We start from the raw sequence: 16202 nt of genomic DNA, 5'->3' as shown, positions 1-16202 counted from the left end.
CACAAACCACCATTCGACTACGGGCGGATCGACGTGCCCGGCGCGGGCGCGCACCCACTGGAACAGTGCGCACCGGTTCCCGCGCATCTCACACGCGATGCGTGGGCGGAAATCGGATTGGGCAGCTCAACGTCCGATAACCGCCGGTGCCGCGACAGGCCGATCGCGAGACTGGCCACATGACGCGGACTGCCAGCGACCCGATGACCGTGCTGACCGGAATGTACGAGGCCGAGGCGGAATACCTGGCGGCAGGCGGTCCAGGCTCCGCCTCGTTCGACCTGCTCGCCCCGTTCTTCTCCCCTACCGTGGTGCTCTATCAGGCCGAGAGCCTGCCGTACGGCGGGACCTGGCGCGGTCACGACGGCATGGAGCGCTTCTTCCTCGCGATGAGCGACACCTGGGAGAAGTTCGACCTGCTCGATCAGCGCTTCCTGGCGACCGGCGATGCCACGGTGGTGCATACCGAAGTGCACGCGCGTGCACGCGCGACCGGTCGAGAGCTCTCCTTCGCGATCTTGCAGACCATCACCTTCGCAGACGGCCGTATCGCCGAGGTGTACCCCTTCTACTGGGACACCGCGGCAATCGCGGCTGCATGCGGAGTGCTGGACTCGTAGCCCACCGCCGCGACCGCTTTCGGCCACTCGTGGGCGAGTTCGAGCAGGTACCGCAACTCCGCCTCACGATCGCGAGGCTCCTGCACCGGGCCCCGAGCGGGGAAGGCAGCTGCCGGTGCGTTGCCCGCACGCTTCGCTCGGACGGCTCGTGCCAATCGGCGCGCGTAGCCGCGCACGTCGATCTCCATCGCGACGGACGAAGCGGGTTCGGACACATACGGTTTCAGGTGCAGCAGTGCGTCCCAGATTTCGACGGTCATCCGATACTGCCGGGAGGCCGAGCCCAATGGCGTCGAACCGTCGTGGCGAAGGACGACTTCCGGCACGGCGGCGGTCAGGTCGCGCCACAGTGGACGCAGGCGACGGCAGGTGCGTCCGGTCCGATCCCATCCTGTCCGCGCCAGCAGCACGGTGACCAGGGGGATCGCGGTCAAGAGTGTGAGCAGGAATTGCATGAGGTAGGCCACGACAGCCGCCGCTGTGCCGGATTCACTCGGCGACGTGCCGGCCAGTGCGCGGCCGATCATGATCGCAAACGAGGCCGACCAGTAGATCGAGAACGCCAAGAATGCGGCGTAAGTGAGTCTTTCGCGCGTCGGAGAGCCTTCGGCCCGCAGTTCGCGAATACAGGCCCGCCCGAAATGGAATCCACAGAAGGCCGCCGGAACCGCCGAAAGCATCCAGACCACTTCGGTGTAGTCGATCCCGAACGCTCCCCGGACGACCGGCGTGCCGAGTATCAACGAGATGGCGACGGCTGCGGATATCGAATCGTATCGGCGCTGACGTCGGCGCGCGCTCCCCGGATCGGCGCCGTCGAGCAACCGGGACAGCCCGTAGAAACTGGCGATTCCCATCAGCGCACCGCCAAGGTAGAGAGACCGCCCAAGGGCGGGATGATGCAACGCGACCGCGGCCTGGTACAGCAGGATAGCAACGACATCCCAGCTCCAGGTGCGGTTGATCAGCCGATCGGTGCTCGTCTCGTTCACCAGGAGCCACCGCCCCAGGGTCGTCAGGGCGACGAAGACGACGACCGACAGCACCACCGAAGCAGAAACAGCGTTCATCGCGCTCGACGGTAGGTCACCGGGTGGTCCGTGGTCCAGCCGTCAACTGAGCGCATGGTGCGCTGGCAACTCTCGGCCGCAACGGCTTTCGGCCATTCTCGGGCCAGATCCAGCATGCTCCGCAACTCGGCGGACCGGTCGGCGCCGGAACGGGTGCCGGTACCGCTGTGTCCAGCCTGTGCGATCGGTCGTACCCCGAGAGCTTTGGCCCGCGCCGCCACCACGATCTGGCGGGCATAGCGGTGGGGATCGGCTTCGTCGACAGTGGTCGTGTAGTGCTTCAGATGCAACAAGACGTCTCTGATTTCGACTGTCATGCGATACAGGCGGGAACTGGACTCCGAGGGTGCCGAGTCCACTCGAGCCAGGACGACTTCCGGCACCACGGCTGTCAGATCACGGTGCAACCGGCGCAGTCGGCGGCAGCGCCGCCCCGCGCGGTCCAGCTCCGTCCGCGCGAGAATGGTCTTCAGCAGCGGTATCCCGGCCAGAGCGGCAAGAACGACCAGCACGATGAAAGCGCCGGCTGCCCACGCCGCCCCAGGATCCTCGGGCCGAATCCCGAACGCCGTGCGCACTGCCGCGACCGCGCAGGCAACGATGACGTATACGCCGACCGCCCAGAGCGCGAAGTACGCCAGCCGTTCCCGCCTCGGTGGATCCGCCGTGCGGAGCTCACGCAGCGCGGCGCGAGCGAAGAGCACCCCGCACAACGTACAGCCCATGCTCGACGCGAACCAGGCCACTCCACTCCAGTCGACGGCGCGATCGATCGGAATGCCCGGCACCGACGGCAGCACGGAGACAGCGGCCACCGCGACGGCCGCCAGGTTGTAGCGGTGCTGACGCTGGTCGGCTGTCTGCGGATCGGCTCCGTCGAGCAATCTGGCGAAGCCGTACACATGCGCCAACGCCATTTGGCCGCCGCAGGCGAACAACTGCCATGCCAGGCCGTCGAGGCCGAGGCCGCGGGCGAGCCCATACAGCGCCAGCGCACCGAGATCCCAAGTCAGCGCGTGGTTGATCCGGTGATCAATGGTCATGTCGTTCACCAGGAACCAGCGGCCCACGGTGACGATCCCCACCGACAGGACCACCACGGTCAGGATCCACGCGGGTACAGCGTTCATCGAGGGCCGAGCCTAGATCCGTGTCGCGCGTGGCACCACCCCGAGCAGAGCACCGGCCCACCGCAGCGGCTTTCGGCCATTCATGTGCGAGTTCGAGCAGGTATCGCAGTTCCGCCGCTCGATCGCGCGGTTGCGCCTGCGCCACACTCCGGGCGGGAAGGTCCGGGGTAGGTCCGCGTCCGTCGCGCTTCGCCCGCACGGCTTGCGCCAGCCGGAGCGCGTAGCCGCGCACGTCGTTGTCGATCTCAGCGGGAGCGCCGCGCTCAGCGGGCATCGGCAGGTACGGCTTCAGGTGCAGCAGGGCGTCCCAGATCTCCACGGTCATCCGGTACAGCCGAGAGGCAGACTCCCCTGGAAGCGAATAATCGTCGAACAGAACGACTTCCGGCACCGCCGCCGTCAGGTCCAGCCACAGCGGCCGCAGGCGACGGCAGGCCCGTCCGGTCCGATCCCATCCCGCGCGCGCGAGCAGGACGGTGATCAGCGGGATCGCGGTCAGCAGGGTCACGACGGCGAGCATGAGGAAGGCCAACACGGCCCACACCCTCCCCGGCTCGCTCGGCGGAGTGCCGGCGATCGACCGGACCAGTGCGATCACCGATGAGACCGACCAGTAGACCGAAAACGCGAGCAACGCCGTGTAGGTGAGTCTCTCCTTCGTCGAGGAGTCCCCGATGCGCAGCTCCCGGAAAGCGGCACGGCCGACAAGGAACCCACTGAAGGCCATCGGAACCGCGGTCATTGCCCAGATGAATTCGGTGTATTCCATCGGCAGAGCACCGTGCACGACGGGTTCACCGATGAACACCGAAATGGCGGCCGCGGCTGACGCCGCATCGTACCGGCGCTGCCGTCGGCGGGCGGTCTCCGTATCGGCGCCGTCGACGAGCCGGGCCAGCCCGAATATGTTGCCGACAGCCATCAGACCACCGCCGAGAAACAGCCGCCGCCCGAGGTCGGGGCAATGCGCCGCGGATGTGACGCCGTACAGCAGGAGACCGAGCAGATTCCAGCTCCACGCCCGATTGATCAGCCGATCGGCCGCTGTCTCGTTGACCAGAAGCCACCGCCCGGCCGTTACGACGGCGGCGAGGACGACGACCGACACCAGTATCGAGACCGGAACAGTGTTCATCGCCGCCGACAGTAGGGCGTGGGATGAACCCCCGCCAACTCTCGCGAAGCCGCTCGGCAAGCGACCTGCCCACCACCCAGCGGTATCTAGTAAGGCAAGGCTGACCTATGCTGATCTGGGCTCGGTCGAGTCATCGGGGATCACTCGGTGCAGAGAGGTGAGGCAATGAGGTCGATTCGGAAGTCCCGCTGGTCCCGGGCGGCGGTCGCCGCGGTGGCGAGCGTACTCGCGCTGGGGCTGAGCGCATGCGGGTCGTCCAGCGACGACGCGGATGCCGGTGGCGCACCGGTGACCGTCACCCACGCGCGGGGCAGCACGACGATCAGCGGCACGCCGGAGAAGATCGTCGCCCTGGGCAACCAATGGCTGGACGCCACGCTGGCATTGGGCATCACCCCGGTCGGCTACATCGACAACATCGGCGTGCTGGCCAAGACCGCGGTCCCGTGGGAGCCCGCGACGCTGGCATCGGCCAAGGCGCTCAACACCGGAGGCAATCTCGCCGAGCAGGTGGCGGCCCTGGAACCGGACCTTATCCTCGCCGATCCATTCATCGCCGATCAGAAGACCTACGACGAACTGTCCAAGCTGGCGCCGACGCTGCCCGCCCTCGGCAAGGACGCGGTGACCCCGTGGCAGGACCAGGTGACGACCTTGGGCAAGGTGCTGCACAAGGAAACCGACGCGGACCGGGTCATCGCCGGAGTGCGCCAGCGGCTCGACGCCATCGCCGCGGCGAATCCCGGACTGAAGGGCAAGACCTTCGCCAGCACCTGGCTGGCCGGTCCGTCGCAGCTCATGGTGCTGACCGATCCGAATGACGGCTCCAGCAAGCTGTTCACTCAGCTCGGCATGACGATCCCGAAGAATCTCTCCGAGCAGCCCGCCAACCAGGGCAGGCTGGCGCTGTCACCGGAGCGCGTGAACGAGTTGCAGGCCGATCTGCTGCTCGCCGGCTACTCCCCGGGCCTGGACGAGAAGTACCGACAGCTGCCCGGCTACCCGGAACTGCCCGCGGTACGGAAAGGGGCTGTGGTCTTCCTCACCACCATGGAGATCTCCGCGGTGAACCAGCCGACCGCGCTTTCGGTTCCGTACCTGCTGGACAAACTCGAGCCCGCCTTCGCCAACGCGGCGAAATAGCGCTCTGATCACATCGATTCGACAAGCGGAGGTAGCAGTCGTGCCCGCGCTCACATATCCAGACCAGACCCGATTCGCGCTGCGGGCTGGTGTCACCTGTCTGACCACCCCGGCGGGCGCGGTGCTGTTGAATCCGCCGCACAACGAGAAGCTGACCGGCTTGGCCACCGGTCAGCTCCAGGCGCTGAAAACGCTGAACCAGGGCCCCGCCACGGTGGCCGAGATGTCCGCGGGCGCGGGCGACGCCGACGTCGCCGGACTGATGGACAGGCTGGCCGACGGCGGCTGGCTGGCGGTCACCGTGCGCGACGGCGGCCGCGACCTCTACACCATCCAGCCGTTCGGGCAGCCGCCCGCGCGGCCGACCACAGCGCTGCCCTGGTCGGCGACGCTGTCGAAATTCGCTGTGTTGCATCGGGACTCGATCGGTTTCGTGTTGGAACACCCGCAAGCGTGGTGCGATCTGCGCATCCACGACCCGCGGTTGCTCGCGCTACTGGACGGCCCCGGCGCCGCCGATGCCAACCTGCCGATCGCGGTCAAGGCACAGTTCGCCGAGGACCTGCACTGGTGTGGATTCCTGGTCGCCGACGCCGACGCGGAGGACCGGGAGTTCACCACCCGCAGCTGGAGCGCGCCCGATCTGTGGTTCCACCGGCGCAGCACGCTCGGTGAACGCACCGTCACGTGGGAGAACTTCGGCCCGACCAAGTGGGCGAAGGGCCAGTTTCCGTCGCCGCCGGCCCGAAAGTCGACGTATCCGGGCGCGCCGGTGACCCTCCCGGTCCCGGACCTGGCGGCACTGCGCGCCGAGGATCCCAGCCTGACCGCGGTACTGGAGGATCGGACCTCTTGTCGCGCGTTCGATGACAGTGCGCCCATCACCCTCGATCAGCTGGCCGAACTGCTCTATCGCACGGCGCGCACCCGCGCCGTGGAAACCGTCGGCGGTGAGGAATTGACCTCGCGTCCTTACCCTTCTGGCGGAAGTGTGCACGAACTGGAGGTCTACCCGGTGGTGCGCCACGTCGCCGGGCTCAGCGAAGGCATGTACCACTACGATTCGTTCGACCACGTGCTTCGCCCCGTCGCGCCCGCCGATTCGCCCGCGGTGCAGCGACTGCTGCGCACTACCTCGGCAACCCTCGCCGAGGGCGCCGAACCACAGGTCCTGCTGCTGGTCTCGGCCAGGGCGGGCCGGGTGATGTGGGGGTACGAGCAGGTCGGCTACGCCAACATCCTCAAGCACGTCGGCGTTTTCATGCAGACCGTCTACCTGGCCGCAACGGCCATGGGCCTGGGCGTAGTCGCGCAAGGGTTCAGTGATACAGCAGCGTTCGGCGTCGCGGCAGGCGTGGACGAACTATCCGAATGCAACGTGGGCAGCATCATCGTCGGGTCACCTGCCTGAGCGACGCCACTACGGTCATCTGCCGCGACGGCCCCTCCGGATCCGGAGGGGCCGTCGTGCGTCCTGGGTCACTGCTCGCTCGCGGCAGCCAGCGCGGCGATGCTGCGCTGCCAGAGCCGGGTCAGGCGGTCGGCGTCGGCACCACTGAACAGCGCCGCGCTCCAGCGCCAATTCGTCGTGAGCTGCGGGCCGTCGGCTGTGCTGCCGATACCCGCGATCACGTCCAGCGCGTAGCGCAGCGGCAGATCCGGTTCTGGATCCAGCGGCAGCGCGTCATTGCGCGGGCCGGTGAGCAGCGACCATGGTTGATCGACAGCCCCGCTCAGGTCCACACGACCCAGGTAGTTGAACTCGACCTGAGGTTCGGCGGCCGCCTGCAATTCCGGGACACGAGACACGTACCGAAGCAGGCCGTAGTCCAGACCCTGCTGCGGGATCGCCCCGAGATGCGCGGTAACCGAGTCCAGCAGGGACCGGGCCGCCGCCGGATCCGCTTCCGCCCGTGCGACGTCCACCGCCACCGGACCGACACCGAGCCGGACCGGGAACACGCTGGTGAACCAGCCCAGCGTGTTCGTCGTGTCGGTGTCCAGCGTGGCATCCGCGCGGCCGTGGCCCTCCAACGCGATCAGCGCGCCACACGCCGGGTCCTGCCCGCGTTCGCGCCGCAAGCTCGCGATCGTCATCGTCAACGCGGCGAGCAGGAATTCGCGCACGCCTTCTTCCCTGGTGAGCGTCGCCAGGATGCGTTCGGTGAGCGACACCGAAGTGACCGACGAGGTCACCCGCAGGGTCGACCAGGTGTCGATTGTGGGCACCGGATGTCGTTGTCCCAGCGCCGGATCGGGGTCACGGACCTGCTCGGCCCAGTAGCCGCGCTGGGCCAGCACCTCCGGCGCGGCGGCCCGCTCCCACATCAGCTTCGACCACCGCCGGTAGGAAGTGGACTCCGGCGAGGTCTTCGGCGCACCGCCGGATTCGATCGCTCGCCACGCCTCGGCGATCCCGTCCAGGAGGATGTGCCAGGAGACGACGTCCACGGCAAGATGGTGCACGGTGAGCAGCAACACCTCACCCTCCTGCGCGCCGGTGAACCACACCGCTCGCACCATGTCGCCGGCGCGCGGATCGATCTCGTCCAGAACCGTGCGCGCGGCCCCGGTGATAACCGAGTTCACTTCGGCGCCGGTGTGCTCCGCCAGGCTGACGGTGGTGAGCAGTCCGGCCGCGCGGACCATACCGGGTTCGCGAGTCACCAGGCGCGGCCCCTCAGGGGTGTCGCGCAGCACGGCCCGCAGGGTGTCGTGGCCGTCGAGCAGCGCTTGCAGGACCGATTCGATCGCCACGCGGGTGATCCCGGCTGGCAGCCGCAGCAGCGCCGTCTGGGTGAATCGGCGGTAGTTGCCGTATTCGTACATCCAGGACACCACCGGCAGCGGCAGAACCTCGCCGTAATCGGCCTCGCGCCCGGCAGGTGCGGTTATGGCGGCAGCGTCGATCGCGGCGGCGAGGTCGCGAATGGTCGGAGTGGCCAGCACCATGCGTGGACTCACCGTGATGCCGCGCCTGCGGGCCTTGTTGACCAGTGCGATCGCCACAATGCTGTCCACACCGAGCGCGAAGAAGTCCTCGTCGATGCCGGGAGCCTTGCCCGCGAACAGCTCGGCGAGCACTTCGCAGAGCGCCCGCTCGGTGCCGGTGGACGCGGTGGCGTGTCCGGCATCGGACGCACCGCCGGACAGCGCTTGCTCGGCAAGCCCGGCCAGCGCGTGGCCGTCCAGCTTGCCGTTGGCGTTCACGGGCAGCCGGGGTATCGGGACGATGCGAGCCGGAACCATGTATGCCGGAAGACGTTCCGTGAGCTCGGCCCGCAGCCGGATCACATCATCGTCCCGATTCGGCTGGCGCACCACGAAACCCACCAGGCTCGCGGCACCGGCACGGCGCACCACGGTCACCGCGGCGTTGGTCACGCCGGGCAGCCTGCGCAGCGCGGTCTCGATCTCGCCGATCTCGATGCGATATCCGCGAATCTTGATCTGCGCGTCCGCCCGGCCCAGGTAGGCGAAGCCGCCATGCGGTAGACGACGCACGAGGTCCCCGGTGCGGTACATGCGCAGACCAGGCCGCAGCGGATCCGCCACAAAACGATCTGCGGTGACAGCGGCCTTGCCGACATAGCCGCGAGCCAACTGGGCGCCGGACAGATACAGCTCACCCACCGCGCCGTTCGGCACCGGACGCAGCATGGAATCGAGGACGTAAGCGGATGTTCCGCGGTTCGGAGTGCCGATAGTCGGCGTGGCGTACTCCTCGACGGGAGCGACCACCGCCTCGACGGTGGTCTCGGTCGGTCCATAGCAGTTGTAGACGATGGTGCCCCGCAGTGCGCGGAGCCGGGACCACAGCGCGGTGTCGATCGCCTCGCCGCCGAGCGCGAGCACCGGCAGCCCGCCCTCGAGCAGCCCGGCCGCGGACAGCTGCGCGAACATCGACGGCGTGGTGTCGATCATGTCGATGCCGTGCGCGATCATGCCCTCCACCAAGAGGTGCGCATCGCGCATCTCCTCGGCGTCGAACAGATGTAGCGCCTGCCCGCCCAGCAGGCCGACCATGGGCTGCCAGGAGGCGTCGAAGCTCAGCGACCACGCGTGCGCGATGCGCAGCGGGCGGCCCAAGCGTGCCGTCGCGGGACGGTAGACGCGGTCGCGGTGGTCGGCGAAATACGCTGCCACGGCGGCATTGGTGCCGATGACGCCCTTCGGCTCTCCGGTGGAGCCGGAAGTGAAGATCAGGTAGGCGCGGTGTTCCCGATGACGCGGGACCCGCGGTGCGACCGCGGGACGGCTGGAAACGCGCTCGGCCACCAAGGGGTCGTCGAGGACCAGGGTGGACAACCCCGGCCGGGCCATGTCGCGGCACGCGTCCACGGTGACGGCGACCACCGGTTGCGCTTGGCGCAGAATGGATTCGATACGTGCGGAAGGCAACGAGATGTCCACCGGCACATAGGCGCCGCCCGCGGCGAGCACCGCCAGGATGGCGATGATCGATTGCGCGGAGCGCGGCAGCACCAGAGCCGCGACCGTTTCCGGGCCGACGCCGTGCTCGCCGAGTTCCCACGCCAGACGGCTCGCGGCGTCGTGCAGCTCGGCGTAGGTGTACCGCTCCCCCGCGCCGGTGGTCAGCGCGGGCGCGTCCGGGGTCGCGCGCGCCTGGCGTTCGAACAGCTCCCACACCGTCGACTGGGCGGCGGCATCGGGTTGCCCCGCGACAGCCCGCAATGCGGCGCGCTCGCCCGGATTGAGGACATTCAGCGCGTCCGCTGTCTGGTCCGCGACAGTCGGCAGCTGCCGTAGCACCGTGAGCAGTCGCTCGCCGATCTCCGCGGCCGGGAAATGCGGCAGCGCTTCGGGAATCGACTCGATCAGCACCACCAGATCGCTGTCGTCGAGATGGGCGACCACGGTCAGCGGATAGTGCGCCGGGCTTTCCATCTCGATCGGACGGAAGCACGCGCCGTCCGGCGCGGTGACCTCCTGAATCGCCTCATCGATCGGTGCGTTTTCGAAAACGAAGAGGGTATCGAAAAGTGTGCCGTGTCCCGCGACGCGCTGTAGGTGCGACAGGCTCAGGTAGCCGATATCGCGCATGGCCGCGGACTCCCGTTGCAGCCGCGTGCACTGCTCGAGCACCGAGGCGGTGCGATCGAGATGATGCACCACCGGCACGGTGTTGATGAACAGGCCGACCATGCCCTCCACCCCGGACAGCTGCTCGGGCCGCCCGGAAATGGTGGTGCCGAACACGACGTCGCGGCGATCGGTGAGTCTGCCGAGCACAACGGTCCAGGCGAACTGCACGACGGTGTTGAGCGTGAGGCCGTTGCGTCGCGCCCACTGCCGCAGCTGCGCGGTTTCGGTCGCGGGCAGTCGCAGTTTCGTCGTCTCCGGCATGGCGGTCCGGCCGACGGCCGCGCCGTCGGCGATTATCAGCGGTCCGCTCAGTCCACTGAGGTACTCGGCCCACGCGGCGGTGGACGAGGCGGTGTCCTGGGCCGCCAGCCAGCCGATGTAGTCCCGGTAGGGCCGCGGCTTGGGCAAGCAGTCCAGCGATCCGCCCGCCCGGTACAGCGCGAGGAGTTCGGTGAAGAACACCGCCACCGCCCAGCCGTCCATCAGGATGTGGTGGGCGGTGAGGATCATCCGGCGTGTGCCCGCGCCGGGCACTGTGATCAGCACGATGCGCAGTGCGGGGCCCCGGCTCAGGTCGAACGGGCGGCGGCGTTCCGACTCCGCGATGGCGTCGAATTCCGATGGCGCCGCGACGCGTTCGGTCCAGGGCAGTTCGACGTGGGCCGGCACGATCTGGACCGGTTTCGGCACGTCCCGGTCCCAGAAGGCGGCGCGCAGGTTCGGGTGCCGCACCAGCATGGCCTCGGCGCTGCGGCGCAGCAGGCCGACGTCGAGTGGGCCATCGATGTCGGCGACGAACTGCATGGTGTACAGGTCGACGCCGTCGCCGCTGAGCCGGGACAGGGAGAACAGCCCCTCCTGCAACGGGCTCAGCGCGAGAACGTCCTCGATCTGCGGCGGTACGGCGGTCACGACTGCGCCTGCCAGGAAGCGGTGAGCGCGGCCAGGGCGTCGGCGTCCAGGCCGGATGCGCTCATCGGCAAGCTCTCCTGCTGCGGCGCCGACACCGCGTCATCCGATTCCAGCGCGGACCGGCCCGCGGCCGCATCGACCGCCGCGGCCAGCTCCGCGATGGTCATGTGCTCGAATACCAGCTGCGGCGTCAGCGGTAGCCCGAGCGCGGCGGCGCGGGCCGACCACTGGATCGAGATCACACTGTCGCCGCCGAGAGCGAAGAAGTTGTCCTCGGCCTCGACATCGGTGATCTCCAGCAGTTCCTCCAGGAGAGTGATGAGCGTGCGCACGGTGGTCGCGGAGCCCCCGGTTGCCGCCGTCGGCCGATCGCCGACCGGCACGGCGATGGGCGGCGCCAGCAGTCGCGCCAGCTCGGCGGCGGGCAACACCGTCAATTCCGAGACAGAGCGATCCGGGGCGACCGCGTACGCGTCCAGGGTCGCCGCCAGCGCGTCGGCGATCAGCTGGGCCGTCGCCGGTTCGTAGAGATCGGCGTTCACCACGACGCGCACGTCCAGCCCGCCGTCCGCGGTCACGTTCAGACTCAGGTTCAGGTCGAGGAACGAGACGTCGAAGTCCACCGGCAGCACCGAGACGGTCGCGGCACCCGTACCGGTCAGATCGCGCTCCTGCGGTGCCCAATCCGCGCCCCGGAAGTGGACCATGCTCTGGAACAGCGGGTTCCGTGACCGCGTCCTGGGGGGATTGAGCGCCTCCACCAGGCGCTCGATGGGCAGGTCCTGATGACCGTACGCGTCCAGCACCACGTCGCGGGCGCGGCTGACGGTTTCGCGCAGAGTCGGATCACCGGACAGATCGTTGCGCAGCACGACCATATTCGCGAACAGACCGACGAGCGGCTCGGCCGCCTTGTCGACCCGGCAGGCCACCGGCGTACCCAGTGCGATGTCGGTGCCGCCGCCGAGCTTGTGCAGCAGGGTCGCGACCACGGCCTGGTAGACCATGAACTCGCTGGCTCCGCTTTGCTCCGCAAGGGACGTGATGCCCTCGCGCCGTGCCGCCGGCACCCGAAAGGTCACCACCTCACCCCGTTTGCCGAGCACCGGCGGCCGTGGGTGATCGGGCGCCACCGAGATCTCCTCGGGCAGACCGGCGAGCGTCCGGCGCCAATGCTCGATCTCGGCCTGCCCGAAGGGATGCCGATTGCCCGCGCCGTCCTGGTCGAATGCCTCCCGCTGCCACAGCGCGTAATCGGCGAACTGGATGCGCAGCGGCGCCCAGTCCGGCGCCCGGCCATCGATCCGGGCCCGGTACGCGGTGATCAGATCGTCGAGGAAGATGCCGAGCGAAGCGTGGTCGGCGGCGATGTGGTGCACCAGCAGTGACAGCACATGGGTCTGCGGGCCGAGCGCGAGCAGCGTCGGCCGGACCAGCGGTTCGGACTCGACCGCGAACCGATAGCGGCGCAGCTCGGCAAGCGTCGCGTCGAGTTGCTCCGGCGCGATCGCGGTAACCGGCACCGGCACCTCCAGCACCGGATGCACCAGTTGATACGGAACACCCTCGTGTTCGGGGAAATTGGTCCGCAGCGCCTCATGCCTGGCCACCACGTCGTTCACCGCCGCGGTGAGGGCGGCGCGGTCCAGCGGCCCTTCGAAGCGCAGCGCGAACGGCAGGTTGCCGACCTCGCTCGCGCCCTCCATCCGATACTGGAACCACATCGCCAGCTGCGAGTAGGACAGCGGAACGCGGTCGGGTCGGACGCGTTCGGCCAGCACGGGGCGATCCGACGCGGGCGCGGTGACCGATTCGGGGGCGGCGGAGTCCTCGACGTCCATCGCGTCGAGATCGATGCCGAATCGGTCGTGGAACTGCGCCACCAGACGAGCCGCCAATCCGGCCGGGGTCGGGGTGTCGAAGACGACGCGGACGTCGAGCTCCACACCGAAGTCCGAACGAATCAGGGCGACCAGCCGAGCGGCGAGCAGGGAGTGGCCCCCCAGTTCGAAGAAGGAGTCCTCGGCACCGACCCGCTCGATGCCGAACAGCTGGCCGAAGCTCGCGCACATCCGGCGTTCGGTGGCCGTCGCGGGCTCGCGGTAGCTGCGGACCACGGCCGGAGTCGGCATGGGCAGCGCCCGCTTGTCGAGCTTGCCGTTGACGGTCAACGGGATCTCCGGGATCACCGCGAAGGCGCTGGGGACCATGTACTCCGGCAGCACCGCGGCGGCGTGCGCGCGTATCTGCTCGAGATCGACGTGCGCCGCGCCGCTTTCATCGACGGCGGGCACCAGGTACGCGGCCAGCAGGGCGCCGACCGCCGGGTCCTCCGCGACCACCACGACGCAGCGACCGACGGACGGATGCGCGGCGATCGCGGCCTCGACCTCGCCCAGCTCGATCCGGAATCCACGCACCTTGACCTGTTCGTCGGCCCGGCCGACGAACTCGAGTTCACCGAAGACGTTCCGGCGCACCAGATCTCCCGACCGGTACAGCCGAGCGCCCGGCGTGAACGGATCCGCGACGAAGCGCTGGGCGGTCAGCGCCGACCGGCCTAGATAACCCCGCGCCAGCTGGTCGCCGCCCAGGTAGAGCTCGCCGACGACGCCCGGTGGCACCAGTTGCAGCGCCTCGTCCAGCACATACGTGTACACGTTGCGGTTCGGCACACCGATCGGTACGACTCCGGGGCCCTGCGGCCCTTCCACCGCCATGTGCGTCGAGCAGACCACCGCCTCGGTCGGGCCGTAGTGGTTGCGCAGCTCGGCATCGAAGACACCGGCGAACTTGTCGGCCACCTCGCCCGGCAACGCCTCACCGCCCACGGGAACATGGCGCAGAGCCCGCCACTCGCTCACCTCCGGCAGGAGCAGGAAGGTGCTGAGCATCGACGGCACCATGTGCAGCACCGTGACCCCGCGACGGGTGATCAGGTCGGCGACATAACGGATGTCGCGGAACGCGTCCGGCTTCGGCACGATCAAGCGCGCGCCGAGCACCAACGTGACGAAGATGTCCAGCAGCGACGCGTCGAAGCTCACCGAAGACGATTGCAACAGCCGGTCTTCCGCGGTCATGCCCCATTCGGCGATGAAACCCTCGATGTGTTCGGCGATCGCCGCGTGCGGCACCGGAACACCCTTCGGCTTGCCGGTCGAGCCCGAGGTGTAGATGACGTAAGCGAGATGGCCCGGCCGAAGCGGACGCACGCGGTCGGCATCGGTGAGGTCGGTGTCCGGCTCGCCGACGGCTACCGATTCCGCGGCATCCAGCTCCACCCGGCCGAGGACCAGCCTGGGGCGAGCGTCCTCGACCAGATACTCGATCCGGTCGTCGGGGTAGGCGGGATCGATCGGCAGGTACGCCGCACCGGACTTGAGCACACCGAGCATCGCGACGATGAACTCGACCGATGTGGTCATCCGCAGCCCGACGATGTCCTCGGGGCCGATGCGCTGGCCGATCAGCCAGCGCGCCAGGCGATTCGACCGGCGATTGAGCTCGCCGTAGGTCAGTTCGGCGGTATCCGAGACCAGCGCCAGGGTGTCCGGCACCACGGCCGCACGGTGTTCGAACAGCGCGACCAAGGTCGTCGGTTCGTTCGCGACGAGTTCGCCGTGCGACTGCTCCAGGATCGCGGTGCGGTCGGTCGCGCCCAGCATGTCCAGGTCGCCGAGGCGGCGATCGGGTTCGGCGAGCGCGCTGTCGAGCAACTGGACGAAGTGCGCGAGCATCTGCTCGACGAGCGCTTCGGCCAGAACGTCGACCTGATACTCGGCCTCGACCAGCGCGCCCGACTCGTCCACGACCACGGCGAAGGCCAGCGGCACCGGACCGGTGGGTGCGCCCGGATCCAGCTGGCGAGCCTCTATTCCGGCCAGCGCGAAGCCGTCGGCACTCTTGCGCAGGCTGAACCCCAGCCGCACCAGCTGATCCATGCCGTCACGACCGGCGACACGCTCCGGATTCACCTCGCGGATGACACGATCGATGCCGACATTCTGATGCGCGAAGGCGGAGACACAGATTTCCCGTACCGCGTCGACCAGGCTGGCGAAGCTGTCGTTCTTGTTCACGCCGACGCGCAACAGCAGGGTGTTGCCGAAGTAGCCGATCGATCGCTCGGTTCCGGCCCTTCGGTTGGTCACCGGAACGGACACCACGAAATCGGCTGCTCCCGTGTAGCGATGCACCAGTGCGCTGTAGGCGGCGAACAGGACCATGAACGGCGTGGCCGCATGCCCGCGTCCGAAGGAGTCGAGCCGGTCGGCCACGTCACGTGGCAACCGCCTGGTGCGCCGTTCGACCTGCTTCGACGGGCTCGCGGCAGCGGATCCCGGCAGCTCGAGCGGCTCGGGCAGCGGGCGCAGCGCGGTACGCCAGTATTCGATGTCGGCGGCACTCGGTTCGGCGGGCGGGTCGAGTACCTCGACCGCGACGAACTGCGCCGGACCGTCCACGCGTTCGGCGTCGTCGTTGTACGCGGCGTTCAGCTCGGTGAAGAACACGCCCCAGGCATCGTCGTCCCAGCAAATGTGATGTACGACGAGCACCAGTACGAACTCCGCCGCGCCGGTTCTGATCAGGGTGATCCGCAACGGCACATCGGCGGCCAGGTCGAAGGGCCTGCCGAACTCCCGGCGAGTCAGCACCTCGACCCGATGCCCGCGACCTGACTCGGGCAGATCGGTCAGATCCACCGACTGCCAAGCGGTCTCGGCATCGTCCTGGACGACCTGGAACGGCTCGCCCTGCGCGTCCACCCCGTAGGTGGTGCGCAGGATGCCGTGGCGGGCGACGACCGCACCGACCGCGGCGCGCAACCGCGCCTCGTCCAGCGGGCCGGTCAACTGGTAGGCGAGGCAGATGTTGAGCGTCGTGTCCGCAGGATCCCTGGTCTGCAGGAACCACATCCTGCGCTGTCCTGCCGATAGGGGGTACCGTTCCCCGGCTCGCACCGTCGGTCGCGGCTTCCCGGCCGCTTCCGTCGCGGTCACACCGCTTTCGCGTAATCGTTGTTGTAAAAGCAGCTTGCGGCGCTCGAGCACGGAAAGTCTCGTGGCATCGGTGTCTGACATGA

Annotated in this window: 8 protein-coding genes; 3 read left to right on the top strand and 5 right to left on the bottom strand. The window is 68.5% G+C overall.

The features are described from left to right. Window positions 1–179 precede the first annotated feature (179 nt). Window positions 180–620, top strand: a complete 441-nt coding sequence (locus ON34_RS03800) for a nuclear transport factor 2 family protein (protein WP_040774290.1) — start codon at window positions 180–182, stop codon at window positions 618–620. Here the strand turns inward: ON34_RS03800 and ON34_RS03795 are convergent. Genes ON34_RS03795 through ON34_RS03785 form a run of 3 tightly spaced genes read right to left on the bottom strand, consistent with a single transcriptional unit; the run spans window position 569 to window position 3955 of the window. Continuing rightward, window positions 569–1690, bottom strand: coding sequence for an MAB_1171c family putative transporter (locus ON34_RS03795; RefSeq protein WP_157172156.1), 1122 nt, complete (start codon window positions 1688–1690; stop codon window positions 569–571). The genes ON34_RS03800 and ON34_RS03795 overlap by 52 nt on opposite strands. Next, window positions 1687–2820 carry a DUF6545 domain-containing protein gene (locus tag ON34_RS03790; protein ID WP_157172155.1) on the bottom strand — a complete coding sequence of 378 codons (1134 nt, stop codon included), beginning with the start codon at window positions 2818–2820 and terminating at the stop codon, window positions 1687–1689. The genes ON34_RS03795 and ON34_RS03790 overlap by 4 nt, the downstream gene beginning before the upstream one ends. Beyond that, window positions 2723–3955, bottom strand: a complete 1233-nt coding sequence (locus ON34_RS03785) for an MAB_1171c family putative transporter (protein WP_040774281.1) — start codon at window positions 3953–3955, stop codon at window positions 2723–2725. The genes ON34_RS03790 and ON34_RS03785 overlap by 98 nt, the downstream gene beginning before the upstream one ends. Before the next feature lie 165 nt (window positions 3956–4120). Here ON34_RS03785 and ON34_RS03780 point away from each other — a divergent pair, with 165 nt between their 5' ends. Both ON34_RS03780 and ON34_RS03775 read left to right on the top strand, forming a co-directional pair. After that, window positions 4121–5098, top strand: a complete 978-nt coding sequence (locus ON34_RS03780; RefSeq protein ID WP_040774278.1) for an ABC transporter substrate-binding protein — start codon at window positions 4121–4123, stop codon at window positions 5096–5098. Between the two features lie 40 nt (window positions 5099–5138). Continuing rightward, window positions 5139–6509: a SagB family peptide dehydrogenase gene (locus ON34_RS03775; RefSeq protein ID WP_051022119.1), complete on the top strand. Its 1371-nt coding sequence runs from the start codon at window positions 5139–5141 to the stop codon at window positions 6507–6509. Between the two features lie 68 nt (window positions 6510–6577). Here the strand turns inward: ON34_RS03775 and ON34_RS03770 are convergent, their stop codons facing one another. Both ON34_RS03770 and ON34_RS03765 read right to left on the bottom strand, forming a co-directional pair. Further along, window positions 6578–11116 (bottom strand): non-ribosomal peptide synthetase, encoded by a 4539-nt coding sequence (locus ON34_RS03770; protein WP_040774272.1) that lies wholly within the window; start codon window positions 11114–11116, stop codon window positions 6578–6580. Beyond that, on the bottom strand, window positions 11113–16200 hold the full coding sequence (locus ON34_RS03765) for a non-ribosomal peptide synthetase (protein ID WP_040774269.1): 5088 nt from the start codon (window positions 16198–16200) through the stop codon (window positions 11113–11115). The genes ON34_RS03770 and ON34_RS03765 overlap by 4 nt, the downstream gene beginning before the upstream one ends. Window positions 16201–16202 lie beyond the last annotated feature (2 nt).

This window comes from Nocardia pneumoniae NBRC 100136 (assembly GCF_000308755.1).
Lineage (GTDB): Bacteria > Actinomycetota > Actinomycetes > Mycobacteriales > Mycobacteriaceae > Nocardia > Nocardia pneumoniae.
Note: the sequence above shows the minus strand (reverse complement) of the source record. Positions and strands in the feature narration are given on the sequence as shown.